The organism is Halomicrobium urmianum, from assembly GCF_020217425.1.
GTDB classification, from domain to species: Archaea; Halobacteriota; Halobacteria; order Halobacteriales; family Haloarculaceae; genus Halomicrobium; species Halomicrobium urmianum.
On sequence record NZ_CP084090.1, the window covers coordinates 2,584,834 to 2,605,735 of the forward strand.

16 protein-coding genes are annotated in these 20,902 nt (G+C 65.9%); 10 read left to right on the forward strand and 6 right to left on the reverse strand.

Translation table 11 applies throughout. The features are described from left to right. Complete coding sequence (locus LCY71_RS12875) at positions 1 to 1,089, forward strand: hypothetical protein (protein WP_225333548.1); 1,089 nt, start codon at positions 1 to 3, stop codon at positions 1,087 to 1,089. Positions 1,090 to 1,829: 740 nt separating this feature from the next. Here LCY71_RS12875 and LCY71_RS12880 read toward each other — a convergent pair. Next, positions 1,830 to 2,873: a hypothetical protein gene (locus LCY71_RS12880; RefSeq protein WP_225333549.1), complete on the reverse strand. Its 1,044-nt coding sequence runs from the start codon at positions 2,871 to 2,873 to the stop codon at positions 1,830 to 1,832. A 1-nt stretch (position 2,874) separates the two neighbouring features. Beyond that, complete coding sequence (locus LCY71_RS12885; RefSeq protein WP_225333550.1) at positions 2,875 to 3,156, reverse strand: hypothetical protein; 282 nt, start codon at positions 3,154 to 3,156, stop codon at positions 2,875 to 2,877. A gap of 107 nt (positions 3,157 to 3,263) precedes the next feature. Here LCY71_RS12885 and LCY71_RS12890 point away from each other — a divergent pair, with 107 nt between their 5' ends. Further along, positions 3,264 to 4,367, forward strand: coding sequence for a Gfo/Idh/MocA family protein (locus LCY71_RS12890; RefSeq protein ID WP_225333551.1), 1,104 nt, complete (start codon positions 3,264 to 3,266; stop codon positions 4,365 to 4,367). Positions 4,368 to 4,454: 87 nt separating this feature from the next. Next, complete coding sequence (locus tag LCY71_RS12895; protein ID WP_225333552.1) at positions 4,455 to 5,117, forward strand: ThuA domain-containing protein; 663 nt, start codon at positions 4,455 to 4,457, stop codon at positions 5,115 to 5,117. Positions 5,118 to 5,636: 519 nt separating this feature from the next. Here LCY71_RS12895 and LCY71_RS12900 read toward each other — a convergent pair. Then, positions 5,637 to 6,395 carry an IclR family transcriptional regulator gene (locus tag LCY71_RS12900; RefSeq protein WP_225333553.1) on the reverse strand — a complete coding sequence of 253 codons (759 nt, stop codon included), beginning with the start codon at positions 6,393 to 6,395 and terminating at the stop codon, positions 5,637 to 5,639. Between the two features lie 275 nt (positions 6,396 to 6,670). Between LCY71_RS12900 and dgoD the strand changes: the two genes are divergently transcribed. Continuing rightward, entirely contained in the window at positions 6,671 to 7,855 is a 1,185-nt protein-coding gene (gene dgoD / locus LCY71_RS12905; RefSeq protein WP_225333554.1) for a galactonate dehydratase, read from the forward strand. Between the two features lie 64 nt (positions 7,856 to 7,919). Continuing rightward, a complete protein-coding gene (locus tag LCY71_RS12910) occupies positions 7,920 to 8,735 on the forward strand; it encodes an SDR family NAD(P)-dependent oxidoreductase (protein ID WP_225333555.1) in 816 nt (271 codons plus the stop codon). Positions 8,736 to 8,771: 36 nt separating this feature from the next. On the opposite strand, the gene lacZ is transcribed toward LCY71_RS12910, so the two are convergent. Beyond that, complete coding sequence (gene lacZ, locus LCY71_RS12915) at positions 8,772 to 11,900, reverse strand: beta-galactosidase, LacZ type (protein WP_225333556.1); 3,129 nt, start codon at positions 11,898 to 11,900, stop codon at positions 8,772 to 8,774. A gap of 95 nt (positions 11,901 to 11,995) precedes the next feature. Here lacZ and LCY71_RS12920 point away from each other — a divergent pair, with 95 nt between their 5' ends. Beyond that, positions 11,996 to 13,345 (forward strand): alpha-glucosidase/alpha-galactosidase, encoded by a 1,350-nt coding sequence (locus LCY71_RS12920; protein WP_225333557.1) that lies wholly within the window; start codon positions 11,996 to 11,998, stop codon positions 13,343 to 13,345. Between the two features lie 133 nt (positions 13,346 to 13,478). Continuing rightward, positions 13,479 to 14,660: an ABC transporter ATP-binding protein gene (locus LCY71_RS12925; RefSeq protein ID WP_225333558.1), complete on the forward strand. Its 1,182-nt coding sequence runs from the start codon at positions 13,479 to 13,481 to the stop codon at positions 14,658 to 14,660. A gap of 258 nt (positions 14,661 to 14,918) precedes the next feature. Here LCY71_RS12925 and melA read toward each other — a convergent pair whose 3' ends face one another. Further along, positions 14,919 to 16,226: an alpha-galactosidase gene (gene melA / locus LCY71_RS12930; RefSeq protein WP_225333559.1), complete on the reverse strand. Its 1,308-nt coding sequence runs from the start codon at positions 16,224 to 16,226 to the stop codon at positions 14,919 to 14,921. 192 nt (positions 16,227 to 16,418) lie between these two features. Between melA and LCY71_RS12935 the strand changes: the two genes are divergently transcribed. The 3 genes from LCY71_RS12935 to LCY71_RS12945 are packed head-to-tail and all read left to right on the forward strand — an operon-like array spanning position 16,419 to position 19,576. Continuing rightward, positions 16,419 to 17,726, forward strand: a complete 1,308-nt coding sequence (locus tag LCY71_RS12935) for a sugar ABC transporter substrate-binding protein (RefSeq protein WP_225333560.1) — start codon at positions 16,419 to 16,421, stop codon at positions 17,724 to 17,726. Position 17,727: 1 nt separating this feature from the next. Continuing rightward, a complete protein-coding gene (locus LCY71_RS12940; protein ID WP_225333561.1) occupies positions 17,728 to 18,648 on the forward strand; it encodes a carbohydrate ABC transporter permease in 921 nt (306 codons plus the stop codon). Between the two features lie 40 nt (positions 18,649 to 18,688). Continuing rightward, on the forward strand, positions 18,689 to 19,576 hold the full coding sequence (locus tag LCY71_RS12945) for a carbohydrate ABC transporter permease (RefSeq protein WP_225333562.1): 888 nt from the start codon (positions 18,689 to 18,691) through the stop codon (positions 19,574 to 19,576). 185 nt (positions 19,577 to 19,761) lie between these two features. Here LCY71_RS12945 and LCY71_RS12950 read toward each other — a convergent pair whose 3' ends face one another. Next, entirely contained in the window at positions 19,762 to 20,901 is a 1,140-nt protein-coding gene (locus LCY71_RS12950) for a glycoside hydrolase family 27 protein (protein ID WP_263654100.1), read from the reverse strand. Between the last annotated feature and the right edge of the window lies 1 nt (position 20,902).

The window sequence follows — 20,902 nt, forward strand, 5'->3', positions numbered from 1 at the left end:
ATGACCGGCCCGCCCCGCGACGAGTTCGTCGACCACGTTCGGCGGCTCGACCGCGGGGCGCTGACCGAACTGGTCGCCGACGTCTACGACGCGCGCGACTGGCGGGTGGACGACACCGGCGACGGACGCCTTCTCGTTCGGGCCGCGCAGGGCGACCGCGTCGAACGGCTGACGATCCGCGTCGCGGAGTCGCTCCCTGCAGACCCCGGGGACGCCGACGTGGTCGTCGTGGGCGACGTCCTCGACGGCGAGCGACTGGGCGACGGGGCGCGCGTGATCGACGCGCCGGCCCTCCACCGGATGGCGCTGTACGCCGTCGACCGCGACCGCCTGTCGGACCTCCTGGCCGATCACTTCGGGCCGGAAGCGTTCGCCGAGCGGGAGCGACACCCCGGGCGCTGGATGCCTTCGACGCCGCGGATGCCGTCGATGCCGCGGCCGCGCCTGCCGGAGGGGCGCGCAGGCGCCACGGCGGTCGCACTCGGCGTCGTCGTCCTCGGCCTGCTCGGCCTGGCGCTGGCGTCTTCGGTCGGCCACGACAGATCGGCGGACGTCGGAATCGGGGTCGAACAGACGGTCACCCCCGCGCCCGTAGCGGAGACGGTCACCGAGACGACGCCGTCGGTCGCGAGCCCGTGTCCGCCGCCGCCGACGGACGTTCACCCGGCGGTCCTTCGCCCCGCACCGGTCGACGCGGCCGTCAGCACCGGCCTCGAGGGGTGGTCGATCGAGGGGGCCATCAACGTGAGCTACTTCCACGGGCCGAACGAACTCGAGGTCTCCGCCCGGCCGGAGCACCGCCACAAGGCGACCTATCGGAGCCCTCGGGAGACGGCGATCGGACTGTTTCTGGACCGATGGCTGGACCGGGCGACGGCGACCGACGCCGGGCCCGCGCTGGCGGAGGCCTACGGAACCGCGCTCGTCTGGGGACGGTACACCGTCACCGCGACTGTCTACGAACGATCCGCGTCCGAATCGACTGTCAGCGCCGAGGCGTACACGCTCTTCTCGCACGTCATCAACCCCGACGCTGGCCAGCTCGGCGTCCAGTGCGTGCACCACGCCGCCGTCGAGTCCGGAGACTGACGATCGACCGATCGTCCGCAACCGGGCCCTCTGACGGCGAAGCGATCCATCGAAGACCCGTCGACGGGGCCGCACCGCTCGCCGACGAGCACGAACAGGGTGGCGCAAACGTGGCGGGCGCCCCCGACCCAGCGGGAGCGACCCCCGGACAGAGCGCCGCGCGTGAACGCTGCCGTCCGGCGAACTTCTGTCGGAGCGACGTCGCTGATCGGCGGCCGTCTTCGCCGCGACCTTTGCCCGTTAGAACAGCTATCACATCCCTCTGGATTGCATGTGGTGCTATAAATGAATTCAATATTTGATAACAATTGTTCATGTTTCACTCTGGGGCCGTGGCGACGTTCGATGTAGTAACTGAAGTACCGCTGTTATAGACAGTCAACGTCTCGGTAGTATGTCCCACATTATCAAACACTATTCTTCCGGGAGTGAAACCGGACGATTGACGCGTGAGCCGCGTCAGATACGTTGGTACGTTCCACTATCTGATCGACGGAATGGCGTGCGTCCGGTCGACGTCTCTCGAATACTCTTCGACAAGTACTATTCGGTAATTCTGAAATACACTCTTTCGTGTCTCCGGCCCGTCGAAGTCCCTGTCCACCGCCGAGCCGCCGAAAGAGGCGTGGAACGAATCGGACTCTCCTCGATCGGTCGTTTCGAAAGACGGAACGAGCAGCGGTGTCGGGGCGGGCTCACGACGACCCGCGGAAGCGACGGTCGACGACCGCGGAGTCGGATCAGGCCGACGCCCCGCCGCTCGCCCGGAGCCGTTCGCTGACGCGCCTGATCTCGGCCGTCTCGTCGAGGTCGCCCCGGTCGGCTCGCTCCTCGAGGGCGTCCGCCACGGAGCGCTCCGCCTCGACCAGCCGGCGTTCGATGCGGTCGGCCCGGTCGCGCTGGTCTGCCGTCGGCGATCCGCTGCGGACCGTCTCCAGAAGCGCCCGGGCGTCGCGCGAGACCGCCAGCGCCTGTCGTCCCTGTTCGACCACGCGGTCGGTGTCGTTCTCCACCCACCGGACCTCCTGCGACCCCTCGTCGACGACGTCCACGATGAAGGCGGCCTTCGAGAGCCTGGTCTCGGTCCCGGAGGTGCCGGGGTCGACGTCCCCCTGGGCGTCGATTCCCACCAGCACCATCCGCTCGGCCGGGTTGTACGCGTCGGCCGTGTACGCCGCGGCGCCGACGGAGTTGAACCCGACCAGGAGGACCGCGAAGACGAGGACGCCGAGGAACGCCCGCGGCGCACCGCGGACCGGTTCGGTCCCCCGGAACGGGTTGTCCCGCGTCCGCTCGAAGGAGAGCGACTGGCTCTCGCTCACGAGGGCCGCGAGGGCGCTGGTCTGCTCGGAGGCGCCGGTGACGACGACTCGACCGGCGCCGGTGATTCGGACGAAGGAGTTGTGGAAGCCGCCGTGCAGTACCGACAGGCCCGGCCCCTCGTCGAACGCCTCGCGCTCCACCTCGTCGAACCGCTCGTCGTCGCCGAGGGCCGCCCGTATCGACTCCAGGCAGTCGACGGCGTCGTCGACGACTCCCTCCGAGACGAAGATCGACCCCTGTTCCGCGCTGAAGCCCTCGTCCACGTCGGCGAATCGCCGCCGCAGCGACCTGACGGCCCCCTTGAGCCAGGCGAAGGCGGCGGGGAGGCCGGCGCCGACGACGCCGACGAACAGGGCCGTGGCGAACCGGAGCGGCGTCCCGCCGTAGTGGACCGTCGCCCAGAGCGCGACCGCGACGACCAGCCCACCGCCGCCCCGGGAGAGTGCGCGAAGCTTGTTCATGTTAGCCGAAGAAGGCCCGTTTGAGCCGGTCGACGATCCCGGACTGGCGGGCGCGGCTCTCCGCCTCACAGACGGGCCCCAGTTTCCGTTCGAGGTCGTCCCGGTTCTCGAACCGGTCGACGTCCGCGTCGTGGAGGAGCTCGGACAGCATCATGGAGTTCCCCGTCTCGTCGATGACGACGTTCTCCATGGGCATGTTCCGCTCCAGCCGCCCCGCGCTCACCGGATACGACCACCCGGACTCGACGATAAGTTCGTGCACGGCGTCGGGTCCGTACGTCATATCCCTCAGCATGGTTGCCTCACTGATAAATACACCGGCGGTGACAGCCGGGCCTCGCGCGGCGCGGAAGGACAGGTTTAACAGCCCGCTCCGCCGGACCGGTACCCATGGAACCCGTCTCTGTCGGCGTGCTCGGCTGCGGAACGATCAGCGACGCGTACCTCTCCGGGAACGACCGCTTCGACGCCTTCGAGGTCACGGCCTGCGCGGACCTCGACGTGGACCGCACTGCGGACGCGGCCGAGGAGTACGGCCTGCGGGCGCGAACCGTCGACGAACTGGCGGTCGACGACGACGTCGAGGCCGTGGTCAACCTGACGCCGCCGGGGGCCCACGCGGAGACCTGCCGCCGGCTCCTGGAGGCCGGCAAGCACGTCTACGTCGAGAAGCCGCTGGCGACGACGACGGACGAGGCGACGGCCATCATCGACGCCGCCGACGAGGCCGACCGCCTGATCGGCTCCGCGCCCGACACCTTCCTCGGGGCGGGCCTCCAGACCTGCCGGCGGCTGATCGACGACGGTCGGATCGGGGAGCCCGTCGGCGCGACCGCGGTCTGGACCTCAGGCGGGCACGAGTCCTGGCACCCGAACCCGGACTTCTACTACAAGGAGGGTGCCGGCCCCCTGTTCGACATGGGCCCGTACTACGTGACCGCGCTCGTCTCGCTGCTGGGTCCGGCCAGTCGCGTGACGGGATCCGTGACGCGGGCGTCCGACGAGCGGACGATCACGAGCGAGCCCCGCCACGGCGAAACCATCGACGTCGAGGTGCCGACCCACGAGTCGGGGATCGTCGAGTTCGAGGACGGGACGACCGCGAACCTGCTCACGAGCTTCGACGCCCCGGGCGGATCGACGCTCCCGTCACCGGCGTTCGAGATCTACGGGACGGAGGGGACGCTCGCGCTGCCCGACCCCAACCACTTCGAGGGGCCGGTCCGGGTCCGGAACGCGGGCGGCGAGGCCTTCGAGACGGTCGAACTGAGCCACCGGTACACGGCGGGCCGGGGGGCCGGCGTCGCCGACCTGGCCCGGGCGATCCGCGGTGACTGGGCCCACCGGACGAGCGGGGACCTCGCGCGCCACGTCCTCTCGGTGCTGTCGGGGATCCGCCGGTCCTCGGAGACGGGCGAACACGTCGCGATCGATCCGGACTGCCGGCGCCCCGAGCCGCTGCCGGCGGCATTCCCGGACGACCGGTCGGAGTGACCGCGGTTCCCGGGATCCGTGACCGTCGGCGTCGCAGCGCGTTCCGGGAGCGATAGCTTCTTGCCACCGCCGCCGGTGGACGGGTATATGGTAGTACGTTCCGTTTTCGCGATCGGTGGCGACCGCTTCCCGTTCCACCGCTTCGAGGACCGCGGTCCCGAGATCGCCGCGGCGGTGGACGGCGTCGCCGACGTGACGCTGACGACCGACAGGGACGACCTCGTCGACCTCGCGGGGTACGACGCCGTCCTGGACTACACGACCGACAGCACGCTGACCGACGAGCAGCGCGACGGCCTGCTGTCGTTCGTCGCGGACGGCGGCGGATACGTCGGCCTCCACTGCGCCGCCGACCTCACCAGCACGGCCGCCGACGATCCGGGCGAACTCATCGGCTCCCGGGACGAACCGTTCCCCGAGCTCAGGGACCTCGTCGGCGGCCACTTCCTGACCCATCCCGAACAGACGCGGTTCGACGTGCGCGTCGTCGACCACTACCATCCGATCACGGCCGACCTGGACGACGTCACCGTCTGGGACGAGCCGTACGTCGTCGACGTCGACGACGACGTGCGCGTGCTCGCGCGGGTGGACCATCCGGACCACGCCGACGTGCCCGTCGCGTGGACGAAACCCTACGGTGACGGACGGGTATTCTACTGCTCGCTCGGCCACGGGACCCCTGCCGTGACGAACGAAGGCGTCCGGGCGTTGCTCCGGAACGGCGTCCAGTGGGCCGCGGGGGACTGACCGGACCGCCGATGAGAATCCCTGCATCGGCCTCGCGCGAGTACGCGGACGCACGCGCGGCCCGGAGTATCGCGAGGCACTCTGCCGATCCGGACCCCTGAGAGACACCCTACATAACAACTGTACGGCCGTTAGTATCTCCGGAGACGGCCACGTCGTTCACGCATCGTGTACGGTACGGACGGGAGAACGCCGCCAGAGCGGTGCCAATCGCGGCGGAGTCGTCGCGGCTGAACGCGCGGACGGGACAGCGAGACTCCCCCCGCAGTGTTACTAACGTACCTAATTACAGTAGAAATTGAAACTATTTACACATCGAGGGGCACCCCGGGTGCCCCTTCGAGTGTGTCAGTGCGTTCAGTTTCTACTACAGGTCCAGTGGCGACCGCGAACATAACCAATTAGAGACAGTTGCCATCGCACAGTCGGACGTGACGACGCCGGCTATACGGGCGACGGGTCCGAAGCGGCGGTCTCGACCGGGCGTTCACGGATGGAAAACGGCCCGGGATCGACCAGTCACCGGGAAAGCAGGTCGTTTTCGATCGATTTGGCGGCGCTGGTGACCAGCCCGGTGACGTCTTCCTCCAGGCGCTTGCCGGACATGTGGTAGTCGCTGCCGGTCACGCTGACGGCGCCGACGGGCTCGCCGTCCCGGCCGATGACCGGCGACGCGACGCACTGGTGGCCCACCTGGAACTCCTCCCGGTCGAAGGCGACGCGCCTGTCGCGGACCGATCGCAGCTCCCGCTCCAGCTCCCGGCGGTCGGTGATCGTCTTGTCTGTGTACTCCGACAGCCCGGAACTGTCGAGCACGTCCGCCCGCTCCTCGTCGGGCAGGAAGGCGAGGATGGCCTTGCCGCCGGCGGTCGCGTGCAGCGGCGCCACTTCCCCCTCGGCGATACCGGTCGGCATGTCTTCGGTCGGCTCGATCCGGAGGGCGTACACGCCGCGGTCGTTCTCGTGAGCGATGAAGTTCGCGATGTGGCCGGTCGTGTCCGTGAGGCCCCGCACGACGGGCCGGATGAGCTCCAGCGGCAGTCGCTTGCGGGCGCGGACGCCGAGGCTCAGGAACCGGTTACTGAGGTAGTAGCCGTCGTCCTCCCGGACGAGGTAGCCCAGGTCCGCTAGCGTCTGGAGGTGCTTGTGAACCGCCCCCTTCGACAGGTCCAGGTCGCGGGCCAGCTGGCTCACCCCGGATCCGGGTTCGTCCCGGATGGCCTCCACGATCCGGAAGCTCGTTTCCGTCGTCGAAACCCGGTACGCGTTCTCGGTCATACCAGGGAGTAAGCGTCGGGAGCGGTAAAACTGTTTGCACACTGTGAACGGTTAGCAAATGCGCCGACTGCCAGCGGCCGAGCGACGACGCCGGCAGCGCACGCGGGGAACGCGTCGCCGAACGCCCGCGGTAGGCGGAATTATTATGTAGGTGTTCGTCAAAGTTAGCGACGATGCGACCGACGATAGAATCATCAGCCAGCCGTACGGCGCAGTCTCACCAGCGCTCCGCATGACACGTCGACACCCGCTCGACACCCCTGTCTATCCAAAATATGAGTTCTGATACGTCCCGCGGTCCAGAGCAGAGCCGCATCGCCGATTACGAACTGTTCGAGGTTCCGCCGCGGTGGCTGTTCCTCCGGGTAGAGACGGCCGACGGGACGGTGGGCTGGGGCGAGCCCGTCGTGGAGGGCCGCGCGAAGACCGTCCGGGCCGCCGTCGAGGAGTTGATGGACAACTACCTGCTGGGCGAGGACCCGGCGGACATCGAGGACCACTGGCAGACGATGTACCGCGGCGGGTTCTACCGCGGCGGGCCGGTGCTCATGTCGGCCATCGCGGGCGTCGACCAGGCGCTGTGGGACATCAAGGGCAAGCAGATGGGTGCCCCCGTCCACGAACTGCTCGGCGGTAACGCGCGGAACCGCGTCCGCGTCTACCAGTGGATCGGCGGCGACCGCCCCAGCGAGGTCGCCGACGAGGCCCGCCAGAAGGTCGATGCGGGCTTCACCGCCCTCAAGATGAACGCGACAGAGGAGATGGAACGCGTCGACGACCCCGCAACGGTCCAGGCGGCGGTCGACAGGCTCCGGGAGGTCCGCGAAGCGGTGGGCGACGAGGTCGACGTCGGCGTCGACTTCCACGGCCGCGTGACCAAACCCATGGCCAAGCGCCTCGCCGCCGCGCTGGAGCCCTACGAGCCGATGTTCCTCGAGGAACCCGTCCTCCCCGGACACAACGACGCGCTCCCCGACATCGCGGCGAAGACGAGCATCCCGATCGCCACCGGCGAGCGGATGTACTCCCGGTGGGACTTCAAGCAGGTCTTCGAGAACGGCGCGGTGGACGTGATCCAGCCCGACCTCTCCCACGCTGGCGGCATCACCGAGGTCAACAAGATCGCGTCCATGGCCGAGGCCTACGACGTGGCGCTGGCGCCCCACTGCCCGCTCGGACCCGTCGCGCTCGCGTCCTGCATCCAGGTCGACGCCTGCTCGCCCAACGCGCTCATTCAGGAGCAGAGCCTCAACATCCACTACAACGACACGGGCGACGTGCTGGACTACCTCGCCGACCCGTCCGTGTTCGAGTACCGCGACGGCTACGTCCAGATCCCGGAGGAGCCGGGGCTGGGCATCGAGATCAACGAGGAACACGTCCGCCGGCAGGCCGAGAAGACCGTCGACTGGCACAACCCCGTCTGGCGCCACGAGGACGGCAGCGTCGCCGAGTGGTAGCGGCGAGCTGACGCGTCCCCGTTGATCGGTATCCTTTACCACTACCCCGCTGAATCACTGGTGTATGCCTTCGAGCGACCCGACAGCGAACGCCGTACCGAACAGACACGAAGACAGCGTCGTGATCGTCACCGGTTCGACCCGCGGCATCGGCGAGGGCGTCGCCCGGCGGTTCGCCGCCGAGGGAGCCTCGGTCGTCGTCACCGGCCGCTCGACCGACGACGGCGAGGCGGTCGCCGAGGACATCCGGTCGGCCGGTGGCGAGGCGACGTTCGTCAGGGCGGACATGCGCGACCCCGCAGAGATCGAGGCCCTCATCGAGCACGCCGCCGACGAGTACGGCCGGATCGACGTCCTCGTCAACAACGCGGGCGTCCAGACCGAGACGACCGCGACGGACGCGACGATGGACGACTGGGCGTTCGTCCTCGAGACGGACTTCCGGTCGTTCTGGCTCTGTGCGAAACACGCCGTCGAGCACATGCCCGAGGGCGGGACCGTCCTGAACACGTCCTCGAACCACGCGTTCCTGACGATGCCCGGTATCTTCCCCTACAACGCCGTAAAGGCGGGGATCAACGGCATGACCCGGGCGATGGCGCTGGACCTCGGTCCGGAGGGGATCACCGTCAACACGATCAACCCCGGCTGGATCGAGATCGAGCGGACGCGGGCGGAACTCGGCGACGACTACGAGTACACCGAGGACATCCATCCCGTGGGCCGTCTCGGCACGCCCGCAGACGTGGCCGGGCTCGCCGCGTTCCTGGCCAGCGACGACGCGACGTTCATCACCGGCGAGAGCGTCCTGATCGACGGCGGCCGGTCGCAGGTGATGCAGGACGACGTGTTCCTCGATTATCGGCGCGGGGAGGAGTGACGGAGATGGGGCAGTGAGACGGAGCGACCGTCGCGATCAGTCCGCGACGTACGGCCGGAGTTCGACCTCGAACTCGTGGGCCTCCTCGGGGTCGACCCGGTACTGCTCCAGCGTCGGCGGGCCGCAGCTACCGGTGCCGAGACCGCAGTGGGTGTAGTCCAGCGACACCGAGACCTCGTCCCGCCGCGGGACCTCGTGGACGTGGTCGGCGGCCTCCAGGTCGTCGGTGGCGTAGCGGTGGGCGGTGACGTCGAGCAGCGAGTCGCCGGTCACGTACAGGCCGACGCCGCGCTGGTCGGTGAACGCCACCCAGCGGACGTCCGTCCGGTTGCCGTTCGCCTGCGGCCTGACGTAGGGCGTGTGCAGGTCCGACACGTCGCGCTCGTACCGGCCGACGAGCGAGGACTGCTTGCTGTCGACGTAGGACTCGCCGGGGCCGCGCCCGTACCAGGTGACCCGGTCGAAGTCGTCCGGCAGCGTCAAGTCGAGGCCGACGCGCGGCAGCGACGGGAGGACGGAGAGGTCGCCCTCGGGCTCGATCCGCGTCTCGACCGCGACGGCGCCGGTGTCGCGGACAGTGTACACCTGTTCCGCTCGGAAGCCGTGATCGAAGATGGGCGGCGCGAGGCGGCCCTCGACCGTGATTTCCACGCGCTCCTCGCCGCTGACATCGTAGTCGACGGCGTCAGCGCGGAACCGGAGGTCGTCGAGTTCGTGCTCGCGCCAGAGCTGCGAGAAGCCGACGGTGCGGACGTCCATCGGATCGACGCGACCGTCACCGAGGGCGGCCTCGGTCATCGCCGAGAGGAAGGTTCGCGACAGCGGGAGGCCCCTGTCGTTGTCCGTCGGCGCGCGCCAGAGGCCTATCTCGGGACCGTCGGTGAGCAGGTCGCGGCCGCGGTAGGTGAAGGAGTCGACGACGCCGTACGTGTCGTCGAAGACCAGCTCGAAGTGGGCGTTCGAGACGACGATCCCCTCTTCTGTCGCCTCGCAGGAGAGGGGCGCAGACTCCGCCGACGGTACCGCAGGCTCGCCGCCGGTCGGAAGTTCGAACTGCCCGGTCGCGACGGTGTGTCCGGCCGGCGCCCACCGGGTCTCGCCCGCGAGCGACGTCTCGACCGTCAGCACGTACTCGGCGTCGCCGTCGAGTTCGTCTGGGTCGACGGGGGCCTCGACGACCGCGCTCTCGCCGGGCGCGACCGCCGGCAGGTCGAGCGTCCCGCTCTCGACGACCCGACCGTCGGCCTCGACGCGCCAGTCGGCCCGGAGGTGGTCGAGCGAGCGGAAGTCGTAGCGGTTCTCGACGGCCACCTCGGCCCGCCCGGGGTCGCCCGCCGATAGAGCGACTGGCTCGATGACTTTCCTGTACTCGACCAGACCCGGCGAGGGCGTGCGGTCGGGCAGCACGAGGCCGTTGATGTTGAAGTTCGCGTCGTTGGGCTCGTCGCCGAAGTCCCCGCCGTAGGCGAACCACTCCTCGCCGTCATCGGTCGTCTGTCGGAGGCCCTGATCGAGCCAGTCCCAGACGAACCCGCCCTGCAGGCGGTCGTGCTCGTAGAACAGGTCCCAGTACTCGGCGAGGTTGCCGGGCCCGTTGCCCATGGCGTGGGCGTACTCGCAGAGGATGACGGGGTGCTCGTACTCGTCCTCGGCGGCCCACGCCTCGAGCTGGTCCCAGGGCGGGTACATCGGTCCGACGACGTCCGACACCTCCTGCTCCTCGTCGGGCTCGTAGTGGATCGGCCGGGTCGGGTCCCGCTCGCGGGTCTCCTCGGCCATCGCGACGTGGTTCGACCCGAAGTCCGACTCGTTGCCCAGCGACCAGATCACGACGCTCGGGTGGTTCTTGTCGCGCTCGAGCATCCGGACCATCCGGTCGACGTAGGTGGCCTCCCACTCCGGCGCGTCGCTGAGGTGGGGCGTATCGGGTGCCAACTCCATCCCGTGACACTCGAGGTCGGTCTCGTCGACGACGTAGAGCCCGTACTCGTCACAGAGGTCGTAGAAGCGGGAGTCGTTAGGGTAGTGGGCGGTCCGGACGGCGTTGACGTTGTGCCGCTTCATCAGCTCGACGTCTTCCCGCATCGTCTCGACGGGGACGTTGCGCCCCCGGTCGGGGTGGAAGTCGTGGCGGTTCACGCCGCGGATCGTTACGGCCTCGCCGTTGACGAGGAACTGCCCGTCCTCGATGGCGACCTCGCGGAAGCCGACCGTCTCTGCGACGGTCTCGGTGACCTCGCCGCCCTCGTCCCGCAGGGAGACGACCAGGTCGTAGCAGTCCGGCGTCTCGGCGGTCCACAGGTCCGGTGCCTCGACGTCCGTCTCGAGGGTGACCGTCGTCGTCTCGCCGACGTCGACCCCGGCCGTCGCCTCGAACTCGGCAACGGTCGCACCGTCCGGGTCCCGGAGTTCGGCGTCCAGGGTCGCCGTCTCCGCGGCGTCGCCCGCGTTGGCGAGGTCGACGTCCGCCCGGAGGTGACCGTCTGCGTACTCGTCGTCGAGGTCGGTGCGGACGTCGACGTCCGCGACGTGGGTCTCCGGGACCGCGTAAGCGTAGGTGTCCCGGAAGATCCCGCTGAGCCACCACATGTCCTGGTCCTCGAGGTAGCTCCCGTTGGACCACTTGTAGACGCGCACGGCGACCGTGTTCTCGCCGGGTTCGACGTGCTCGCTGACGTCGAACTCCGACGGGAGGCGGGCGCCCTCGCTGTATCCCACGCGCTCCCCGTTCACCCAGAGATGAAACGCCGAGTCGACGCCCTCGAAGTGGAGGCGGACCTGCCGATCCGTCCAGTCCTCGTCGACATGGAACGTCCGCCGGTAGGAGGCCGTCGGGTTCTCGGTCGGCACGTTCGGCGGATCCACCGGGAACGGGTAGACGACGTTCGTGTAGTGGGGGTCGCCGTACCCGGCCGCCTGCCAGTTCAGCGGCACCTCGATGTCGTCCCAGTCGCCGATGTCGAACGCCGGGTCGGCGAACCCCTCGGGCGCGTCCGAGGGCGTCGGCACCAGGTCGAACCGCCACTGGCCGTTCAGCGACGTGATCCACGGCGACGCGGCCCGGTCGCTGGCGACTGCGCCCTGTCGGTCGGGATACGGGAGGACGTCCGTGTGCGGTTCGAGCCGGTTCCGGCCGATCGTCTCGGGGTCGGTCCAGTCGTCCATGGGACGTGAGACCAAGCAGCGGGAGTTCAGTCTTTCGGACGGACACGCCCACTGCCAGGGCTAGTTTTATGGTAGCGTGTGACAACTCCCGGAGTATGCCCGACGTGGCGTTCATCGGAGCCGGTAGTATCGTGTTCGCACGGAACCTCATGGGTGACATCCTCTCCTATCCCGAACTGCAGGGGAGCACGCTCACCCTGATGGACATCGACGAGGAACGGCTGAATCGGACTGCGACGGCCGGTCGGGAGATGATAGAGCACAACGACGTCGAGGCGACCATCGAAACGACGACCGATCGCCGCGAGGCTCTGGAGGGGGCCGACTACGTGCTCAACATGATTCACGTCGGCGGGACGGAGCCCTTCGAGAACGAGATCAGGATCCCGCAGGAGTACGGAGTCAACCAGGCCGTCGGCGATACGCTCGGGCCTGGCGGAGTGTTCCGCTTCCTCCGGACCGCTCCCGTGATGCTGGATCTCGCTCGCGACATGGAGGAGCTGTGTCCCGACGCGCTCCTGCTGAACTACACGAATCCGATGGCGATGCTGTGCTGGGCCGTCGACGAAGCGACTGACGTCGACGTGATCGGACTCTGTCACAGCGTCCAGCACACCGCCGAAGCCATCGCAGACTACGCGGGCGTGCCCGAGGACGAACTGGAGTACTGGGTCGCCGGCATCAATCACATGGCGTGGTTCCTCGAAGCGGAGCACGACGGCGAGAGCATCTATCCAGACCTCCACGAGGCTGCGAACGATCCGGAGACCTACAGACGCGATAACGTCCGGTTCGACGTCCTCGATCACTTCGGGTACTTCGTCACCGAGTCGAGCAACCACATGTCGGAGTACGTGCCGTACTTCCGGACCGACGAGGAGACCATCGAAGAGTACACGGTCGAGGAGGAGTTCGACGAGTACTTCGTCGACTGGATGGGGACGGGCGACTACTTCGAGCACTGGTGTGACTACCAGCAGGAGGCCCGCGAGATGTCGACCGACGAAATCGACCCCGAAATAGAGCGCTCCGAGGAGTACGGCTCGCGGATCATCCACTCGATGGAGACGGGCGAACGCCGCCGGATGAACGTCAACGTCCGCAACGACACGAGCGCGGTCGCGAACCTCGGCGAAGACGCCTGCGTTGAGGTACCCTGCCTCGTCGACGACCGGGGTGTTCGTCCCTGTTCCGTCGGCGAACTGCCGCCCCAGCTAGCTGCACTCGACAGATCGAATATCGCCGTTCAGCGGCTCGCAGTGACGGCGGCCCTGGAACGCGATCAGGAGGCACTTCGGCAGGCGATCAAACTCGACCCGCTCACCGCAGCGTCGTGCACGCTCGACGAGATCGACGACATGGTCGACGACCTGCTCGCGGCGAACGCCGACTACCTCCCGGACGAACTGGTCGAGTCAGATCGAGTCGCCGCCCGGACGTCGTAGGCGGGACCGATCACGCCGTTTCAGTCGCCGATCCGAACGTCCGATGCTGCAGCGTGTGGGCAATGCGGTCGACGCCCACGCTTCGGGGTGCCACGTAGAAAAGATTTATCAGCCCCATACAACATAATCGACTATGGGCGAGTTAGACATTCGTTCCCTCACCAAGGTGTTTCAGGACGACAGTGGCGAGATCGTAGCCGTCGACGACCTCGACGCCGAAATCGATGACGGGGAGTTCATCGTCCTCGTCGGCCCGTCCGGCTGCGGGAAATCGACGACGCTCCGCTGCATCGCCGGCCTCGAGAATCCGACGAGCGGCGAGCTCGTCCTCGATGGAGAGGACGTGACTGACAAGAAGCCCAAGGCGCGGGACATGGCGATGGTGTTCCAGAACTACGCGCTGTACCCCCACATGACGGCCCGCGAGAACATGGCCTTCGGGCTGAAGATGACGACCGACCTCTCGAAGGAGGAGATCAACGAGCGCGTCACGGACGCCGCCGAAATGATGGGCATCGAGGAACTGCTCGAGAGCAAGCCTGACGAGCTCTCCGGCGGGCAGCAACAGCGCGTCGCGCTCGGACGGGCCATCGTCCGTGAACCGGAGGTCTTCCTGATGGACGAGCCGCTGTCGAACCTGGACGCGAAGCTCCGGACGGCCATGCGGACGGAACTGCAGGAGATCCAGCAGGAATTCGACGTGACGACCATCTACGTCACCCACGACCAGACCGAGGCGATGACGATGGGTGATCGGATCGCCGTCCTGAACGACGGTCAGCTCCAGCAGATCGGGACGCCCCTGGAGTGCTACCACGAGCCGGCCAACCAGTTCGTCGCCGGCTTCATCGGTTCGCCCTCGATGAACTTCTTCGACGTCGAACTAGACACCTCGGACGGGGTCCCTGCCCTCGTCCACGACGGGTTCAGGTACGAACTCGATGAGGACGTCTACGCCGACATCGAAGGGGAGGGCGACCGGTTCACGCTCGGTATTCGCCCGGAGGACATCGAGACCGTTCCGGAGGACACGCCCAACGCCATCTCGGTGCCGGTCGAGGTAACTGAGCCCCTCGGCGACGTCACGTACACGTACCTCGACATCGCGGGCGAACAGTACACGGCGACCCTCGAGGGCGACATCGTCATCGACCCCGGCTACGAGATCAACGTGGGGTTCCCGCAGGACCGGATCCACATCTTCGACGGCCGGACGGGCCAGGCACTGCGCAACCGCGAGCCGCCGGAAGAGGTCGACATGGAGTCGCTAGCTGCTCTCTCCGACGGCCAGGGCGTCGGAGTCAGTGCCGAGTAGACGCCCGTAACCGAGGGGGGGGCGTGCTGATACTGGTTCGCCGCTCTGGATTCTGTCCGGTATTCGAACGCTCAGACCCGGAACGATACCGACGCGAGCAGCGACCGTTCGAGATCGGCGCGGCGGAGCGTCGCTGGTCGCAGTTATAGTAGAAATTGAACGCACTGACACACTCGAGGGGCACCCCGGTGCCCCTCGATGTGCAAATGGGTTCAATTCCTGCGTAACGGAAGAAACGAAACCGCGACTGGTCCGTCGCTACTCGAGGTCGGGTATGTACTCCGCGTTGGCCTCGATCAGCTCCTCGGTCATCTCGTGGATCTCGTCCAGCGTCAGTTCGGCGGCGGACAGCGGGTCGAGCTTGATGGCCTGGTGAATCTTCTCGCGGTCGTTCTCGAGCGCGCCTTCGACGACGAGCCGATGGACGGCCGCGTGCTGGCGCGGGTAGGCGGCGACCTGCGTCGGTAGTTCGCCGACCGAGCAGGGCCGGACCCCGGTACCGTCGACCAGTACGGGCACCTCGACGCAGACGTCTTCGGGCAGGTTCTCGATGGCGTCGCTCTCGTTGGAGACGTTGAGGTTCATTCGGCGAGGGGTGTCGGTCTCCATCGAGTGGATCAACCGCGATGCGTACTCCTCGGAGCGCTCCGCGCCGACTTCGTCCAGATCGACGTCGAGGTCGGGGTCGTCTCGCTCCTCGGATCGCTCCTTCCAGCCCTCGAGGTAGGTGGCAGTGGGCATCCGCTCGGCGTAGTCGGTACCGGTCATCGACTCGATGGTCTCCTCGTCGGTCCGGAAGTACGGCACGTACTCCGACATGTGATGCGAGGACTCCGTCGGGAAGTAGCCGAAGTGCTTCATCATCTCGAAGCGGACAGTGTCCCGCTCGTAGGTGTCGGGGTCCTCGGCGGCCTCCCGAAGTTCGGGATAGATGCTCTCGCCGTCGTGCTCCGCTTCGAGGAACCACGCGACGTGGTTGATGCCGGCGACCCAGTACTCCAGTTCGTCCTCGGGCACGCCCGCGTAGTCTGCGATGGCCTCCGCCGTGTGAGGGACGCTGTGACACAGGCCGACGACGTCGACGTCAGTGGCCTCGTACATCGTCTGGCAGAGGATCGACATCGGATTCGTGTAGTTCAGCAGGAGCGCGTCGGGACACAGCTCCTCCATGTCCTCGGCGATGTCCAGCATCACCGGGATGGTCCGAAGCCCGCGGAAGATGCCGCCCGGCCCGATGGTGTCGCCGATGGCCTGCTTCACCCCGTACTCTTCGGGGATGCGGATCTCGTTCTCGAAGGGCTCCGTCCCGCCGACGTTGATCATGTTGAGCACGTAATCGGCGTCCTCGAGCGCGGCCCGTCGATCGGTGGTCGCCTCGACCGTCGCGTCCAGGCCTTCGTTCTCGACCATCGCCTCCGCGACGTCCGCGGTCTGTCCCAGACGGTGCTCGTCGACATCCATCAGCGAGATCGTGCTGTCCGATAGCTCGTCGAACGAGAGGACGTCCCCGACGATAGTCGTCGCGAACACCATACTACCGGCCCCTATGAGCGTTATCTTCGGCATACAGCTACGTAGCGCAGCGGTACACTAATAAAGCTATTCCCCACGGGGGACGCTGGTGCTGGGGGCTCTCTACAACCGGGGAAAGACTTTTTGTACCTCAACCAAAACAAGGCACCGAGTATCATGACTCAAGATGATAGTTCGGGCCTTAGTCGACGTAGCATTTTGAAAGGCGTCGGAACTGCGACTGGTGTGACGGCGCTGTCGGGGTGTCTCGGCGGTAATGGAGGCGGCGGTGACGGCGGAAACAGTACCGGCGGGGATGGTAATAGTGGCAACGTTCCCGAGATTCTCTTCTGGATCGGGTCGGCCGATCCAGAGAGTCCTGGCGGGAAGTTCCGGGACTGGTACCACTCCTCGTTCGAGGAGAACCACGATGCGAAGCTGACGATCTCGACGTTCTCGTACATGGACCGCCGCCAGAAGTTCCTTACCGGCGGTCGTCAGGGGGAACCCGACTACATCGAAGGGGTCCTGAGTCACATCAGTGAGTTTCAGAAAGCCGGTCTCCTCGAACCACTGACCGAACAGGCGAAGAACCTCGATTACTGGGACGGGTTCATCGAGGGAGCGAAAGACGCTGTGACGTACGACGGCGAGGTCTGGGGTCTTCCGTCGACCGGGAACGGGCGTGCGCTCGTCTATCGGAACGACGTCTTCGAGGAGCTGGGGCTGGAACCGCCGGAGACCGTAGAGGAGTTCCATCAGGCCGGTCGAACCATCAACGAGGAGATGGACGACATGTGGGCGTTCCACAACTGCACCAAGGAGGGATCTGTCCGGGCGTTCCAGGAGTGGATATCTCACGTCTATCAGCACGAGGACAATCTCTACCAGGTAAAGGACGGATCGTGGGAGCTGGTCCCGAGCGCAGAGACGCTCGGTACGATCTTCAAAAACTGGTACGCCGAGGTCTACGCGTCCGACGACCCTGTCGGAAACCCCGATTCGCTGGGGACGGGCTGGCAGGTGAACGACTACGGGTACCTGAACGGAGACTACGCGATGATCGAATGTGGGCCCTGGGTCCTCGAGATGGTCAGCGACGACGAGATCGACGACAGCGACGCCGCCAAAAAACGCATACAGGAGAACACCACGATCAAGCACCTCCCGCATGCGGAGAACGCGAGCAGAGGGACCTACCTCGAGGTCAAGTCGCTGATGGTGAACAAACACTCGTCGAACACGGAAATGGCGTTCCAGGCCGCCGAACACCGTACTAATCTCGAGGCATTCGAGAAGATGAAGGAGAACGGAATGAATCTCGCAACGCCGATGCACACCGAGATCAGTACGACGATCGAGAACGATAACCTCGCTGCGTTCGGCGACGTCATCGAAACCGCTCGTCCGCTGGCGAAGATCAAGTGGGGATCCGTTCGGACTGCGTTCTACGAGGAGATGCAGGCGGTCGCCTACGGAGACAAAGACCCGATGACCGCCGGCGAGGATTTCCACCAGAAACTGGACGACATCACCAGCGACCTCTCCACGTAGGATGGCGACCGAAACACCCACTTCGCGCGGTCTGGGCCGCTACCAGAAGACGTTCGTCGAGTTCGTCAAGGAGACCTGGCTGGGCTACGCGTTCGTCGTGCCGACGACGCTACTGCTCGGACTGATCGTACTCTATCCGACAACGCGCGGCATCCTGATGGCGTTTCAGGAGATGTCGCTGTTGCAACCTAACCAGGCCACCTGGACCGGACTCGAGAACTTCGGGGAGATGTTCGGTTCATCGTCCTTCTGGCAGGCGTTCACTAACACGGTGGTTCTGACCGTGGCCGCGGTGTCGCTGGAGTACATTCTAGGGCTCGGGCTCGCGCTCGTCCTCAAACAGAAGCTTCCGGGAATCAAGTTGTTCCGGAACTTCTCGATGGTGACCTGGGTGCTGCCGATCGTGGTGATGTCGATCATCTACCGGTTTATGATGCAACCGGACTACGGGCTCGTCAACGTCGTCCTGTCGACGTTTGGCGTCGAGACGAAGTACTGGTTCGGATCGAAGACGTGGGCGTTTCCACTCATCGTGGTAATGCACGTGTGGCGGAACGCGCCTTTCTTCGCCATCGCACTCATGGCGAGCATGCAGTCGATTCCGAACTCCCTCTACGAGGCAGCGGAACTCGACGGCGCCAGTAAGCTTCAGCAGTTCCGTTACATCACGCTGCCGAACATCTCGTACGTCTCGATGATCATGATCGTCCTCCACGTCATCTTCACTGTCAACGACTTCGAGATAATCTTCCTGACGACGGGAGGCGGTCCGGTCGGTTCGACTAACGTGCTCGCGACCCACGTCTACGAACTGGCCTTCAACGAGTACACGCTGGGATACGCGGCGAGCATCGGACTCACAATGCTAGTGCTACTCATGATGTTCACTGTCATCTACGTCAAACTGGAGGAGATCGAGTGATGACTGCAAACGCGCCTGACAGCGACGGAGGGATCCGATAATGGCGACGAAGGAATCACAGAACATCGTCAAGCGATTTGACGCGTGGCTCGACGACGACATGACGCCGCAGCGGGCGGTAATCAGCTATGCCGTTCTCTTTATGTACTTCATGTTCCTGCTGTTCCCGATCCTCTACATCGTCGTCGCGACGTTCACCGGTCCGAGTTCGCTGTACTCGTCGAACATAATTCCAGATCTGAGTGCCGTTACGCTAGAGAACTACGTGGCCGTCCTCTCGAGGGGAGACTTCATCCGGTACGCGCAGAACTCGATCATCATCGCCGTGTCGACGACGATTCTCACGCTCACGATGGGGTCCTTCGCAGCGTACTCCCTCAGCCGGTTCGAGTACCCCGGCAGAAAGCCGCTCCTGCTGGGATATCTCGTCACTCAGATGTTCCCGTGGGTTCTGTTGCTCATCCCCTTCTTCCTCCTGATGTTCAACCTCGGGCTAATCGACTCGTACTTCGGGATCATCCTCGCCCACACCGCCTTCGCGTTGCCGTTCGCGACGTGGTTGCTCAAGGGGTACTTCGACGACATCCCGGAGTCGCTCGCCGACGCTGGCAAGATGGACGGCTGCTCGGAGCTGCAGGTGTTGCGCTACGTGATGTTGCCTCTGGCGAAGCCCGGTCTTACCGTCGCCGGGTTCTACACGTTCGTGCTCTCCTGGAACGACTACCTCGCCGTATCAGTCCTCACGCAAACGGCAGCCGTCCGAACGCTCCCCTTCGGACTCCAGCTGTTCCAGTCGCAGAACCAGGTGAACTGGGGACTCACTCTCACGGCCGCGACGCTGACGATGCTCCCGGTGATCGTCCTCTTCGCGCTGGTCCAGGAGAAGGTCATCGAAGGACTGGCAAGCGGCGGTATGAAAGGGTCCTGACTGCGATCCCTCGTCCGTCTCTCTCTCCCGTCGGCGCGCCCTCATACGAAACGCTGTCCTGCTGATACCACCGACCGAGCAGTTGCGTCCCCGTGTCTGACCCAGCCTGTCCCGACCACTGTCACCTCCGTCACGGGTAACGCCTTCCTTGCGGGCTCCACTGAGAGAAGCAGTGGGACAGTCAGCTACTCGGGGCTGACACGGAACATCGCGACGTCGTGCGGGCCGACGGTCGCGGTGATCGACCCGCTGGTCGTCCACTCGTCGTCACTCCAGACGTCCGAGACGCGATACCGTTCCGCGTCGACCGGGACGTCGACGGTTTCGACGGTCGTTGCGATCTCAGCCGTGTGCTCTCCGCGATTGAACAGTATCAGCGCACACTCGTCACCGGCGAGTCGCTTGCTCCAGACCTCCTTGTTCTCGACGGCGCCGTCGCGCGTCCCCTGAATCCCGAGCGGATCCTGATTGATCGCGATCGCCGCCTCGTTGGTCAGGATCTCCCTGGTGGCGTCGTCCATCTCGGCGAGGTCGTTACCGGCCATCAGCGGCGCGGAGAACAGACACCAGAAGCTGAAGTGCGTCCGCTCCTCGGCCTCGGTCAGCTCGCGGTCGACGTCCGCCTCCTCGTGCTGGGCCTGACCCGATTCCGGCCCGTTACCGACCTGTAGCATGTCCGGATCGTTCCAGCCGCCTGGACCGTTCTGGTGTGCGATATCTCGATCGTTCATCTGGTCGATAATGTCGACGATTCCGAGGCCGAACTCGTCGGAGTCAGTACTCCATCGAACGACGATGTCACCCGTCGTCCGCCAGAGGTGAGCGCCGACGTTGCGACCCCACTGCCACGGCTGGTTCTGTCCCCACTCGCAGACGCTGTAGACGATGTCCCGATCGACGGCCACCAGCGCCTGTCCCATCGCAGCGTACCGGCTGATGGCGTCCCGTCCGCGATGGTCGCCGCAGTTGTCGTATTTCAGGTAGTCGACGCCCCAGTCCGCGAACTGTTCTGCGTGAGCCCGTTCGTGGCCGAGACTCGCGGCATACCCCTGGCAGGTGACGTCACCTGCCGAGGAGTAGATGCCAAATTTGAGGCCCTTCTCGTGGACGTAGTCCGCGAGCGCTTCGATTCCGCTCGGAAAGTCCTCGGAGTTCGGTTCGAGCCGACCGTCTTCGTCCAGTTCCGCTTCCATCCAACAATCGTCGACGACGAGGTACTCGTAGCCGATATCGCGCAGTCCGGTGTCCACAAGCAGGTCCGCTGCGTCGCGAACGTCGTCCTCAGTGACGCCACAGCTGAAGGCGTTCCACGAGTTCCACCCCATG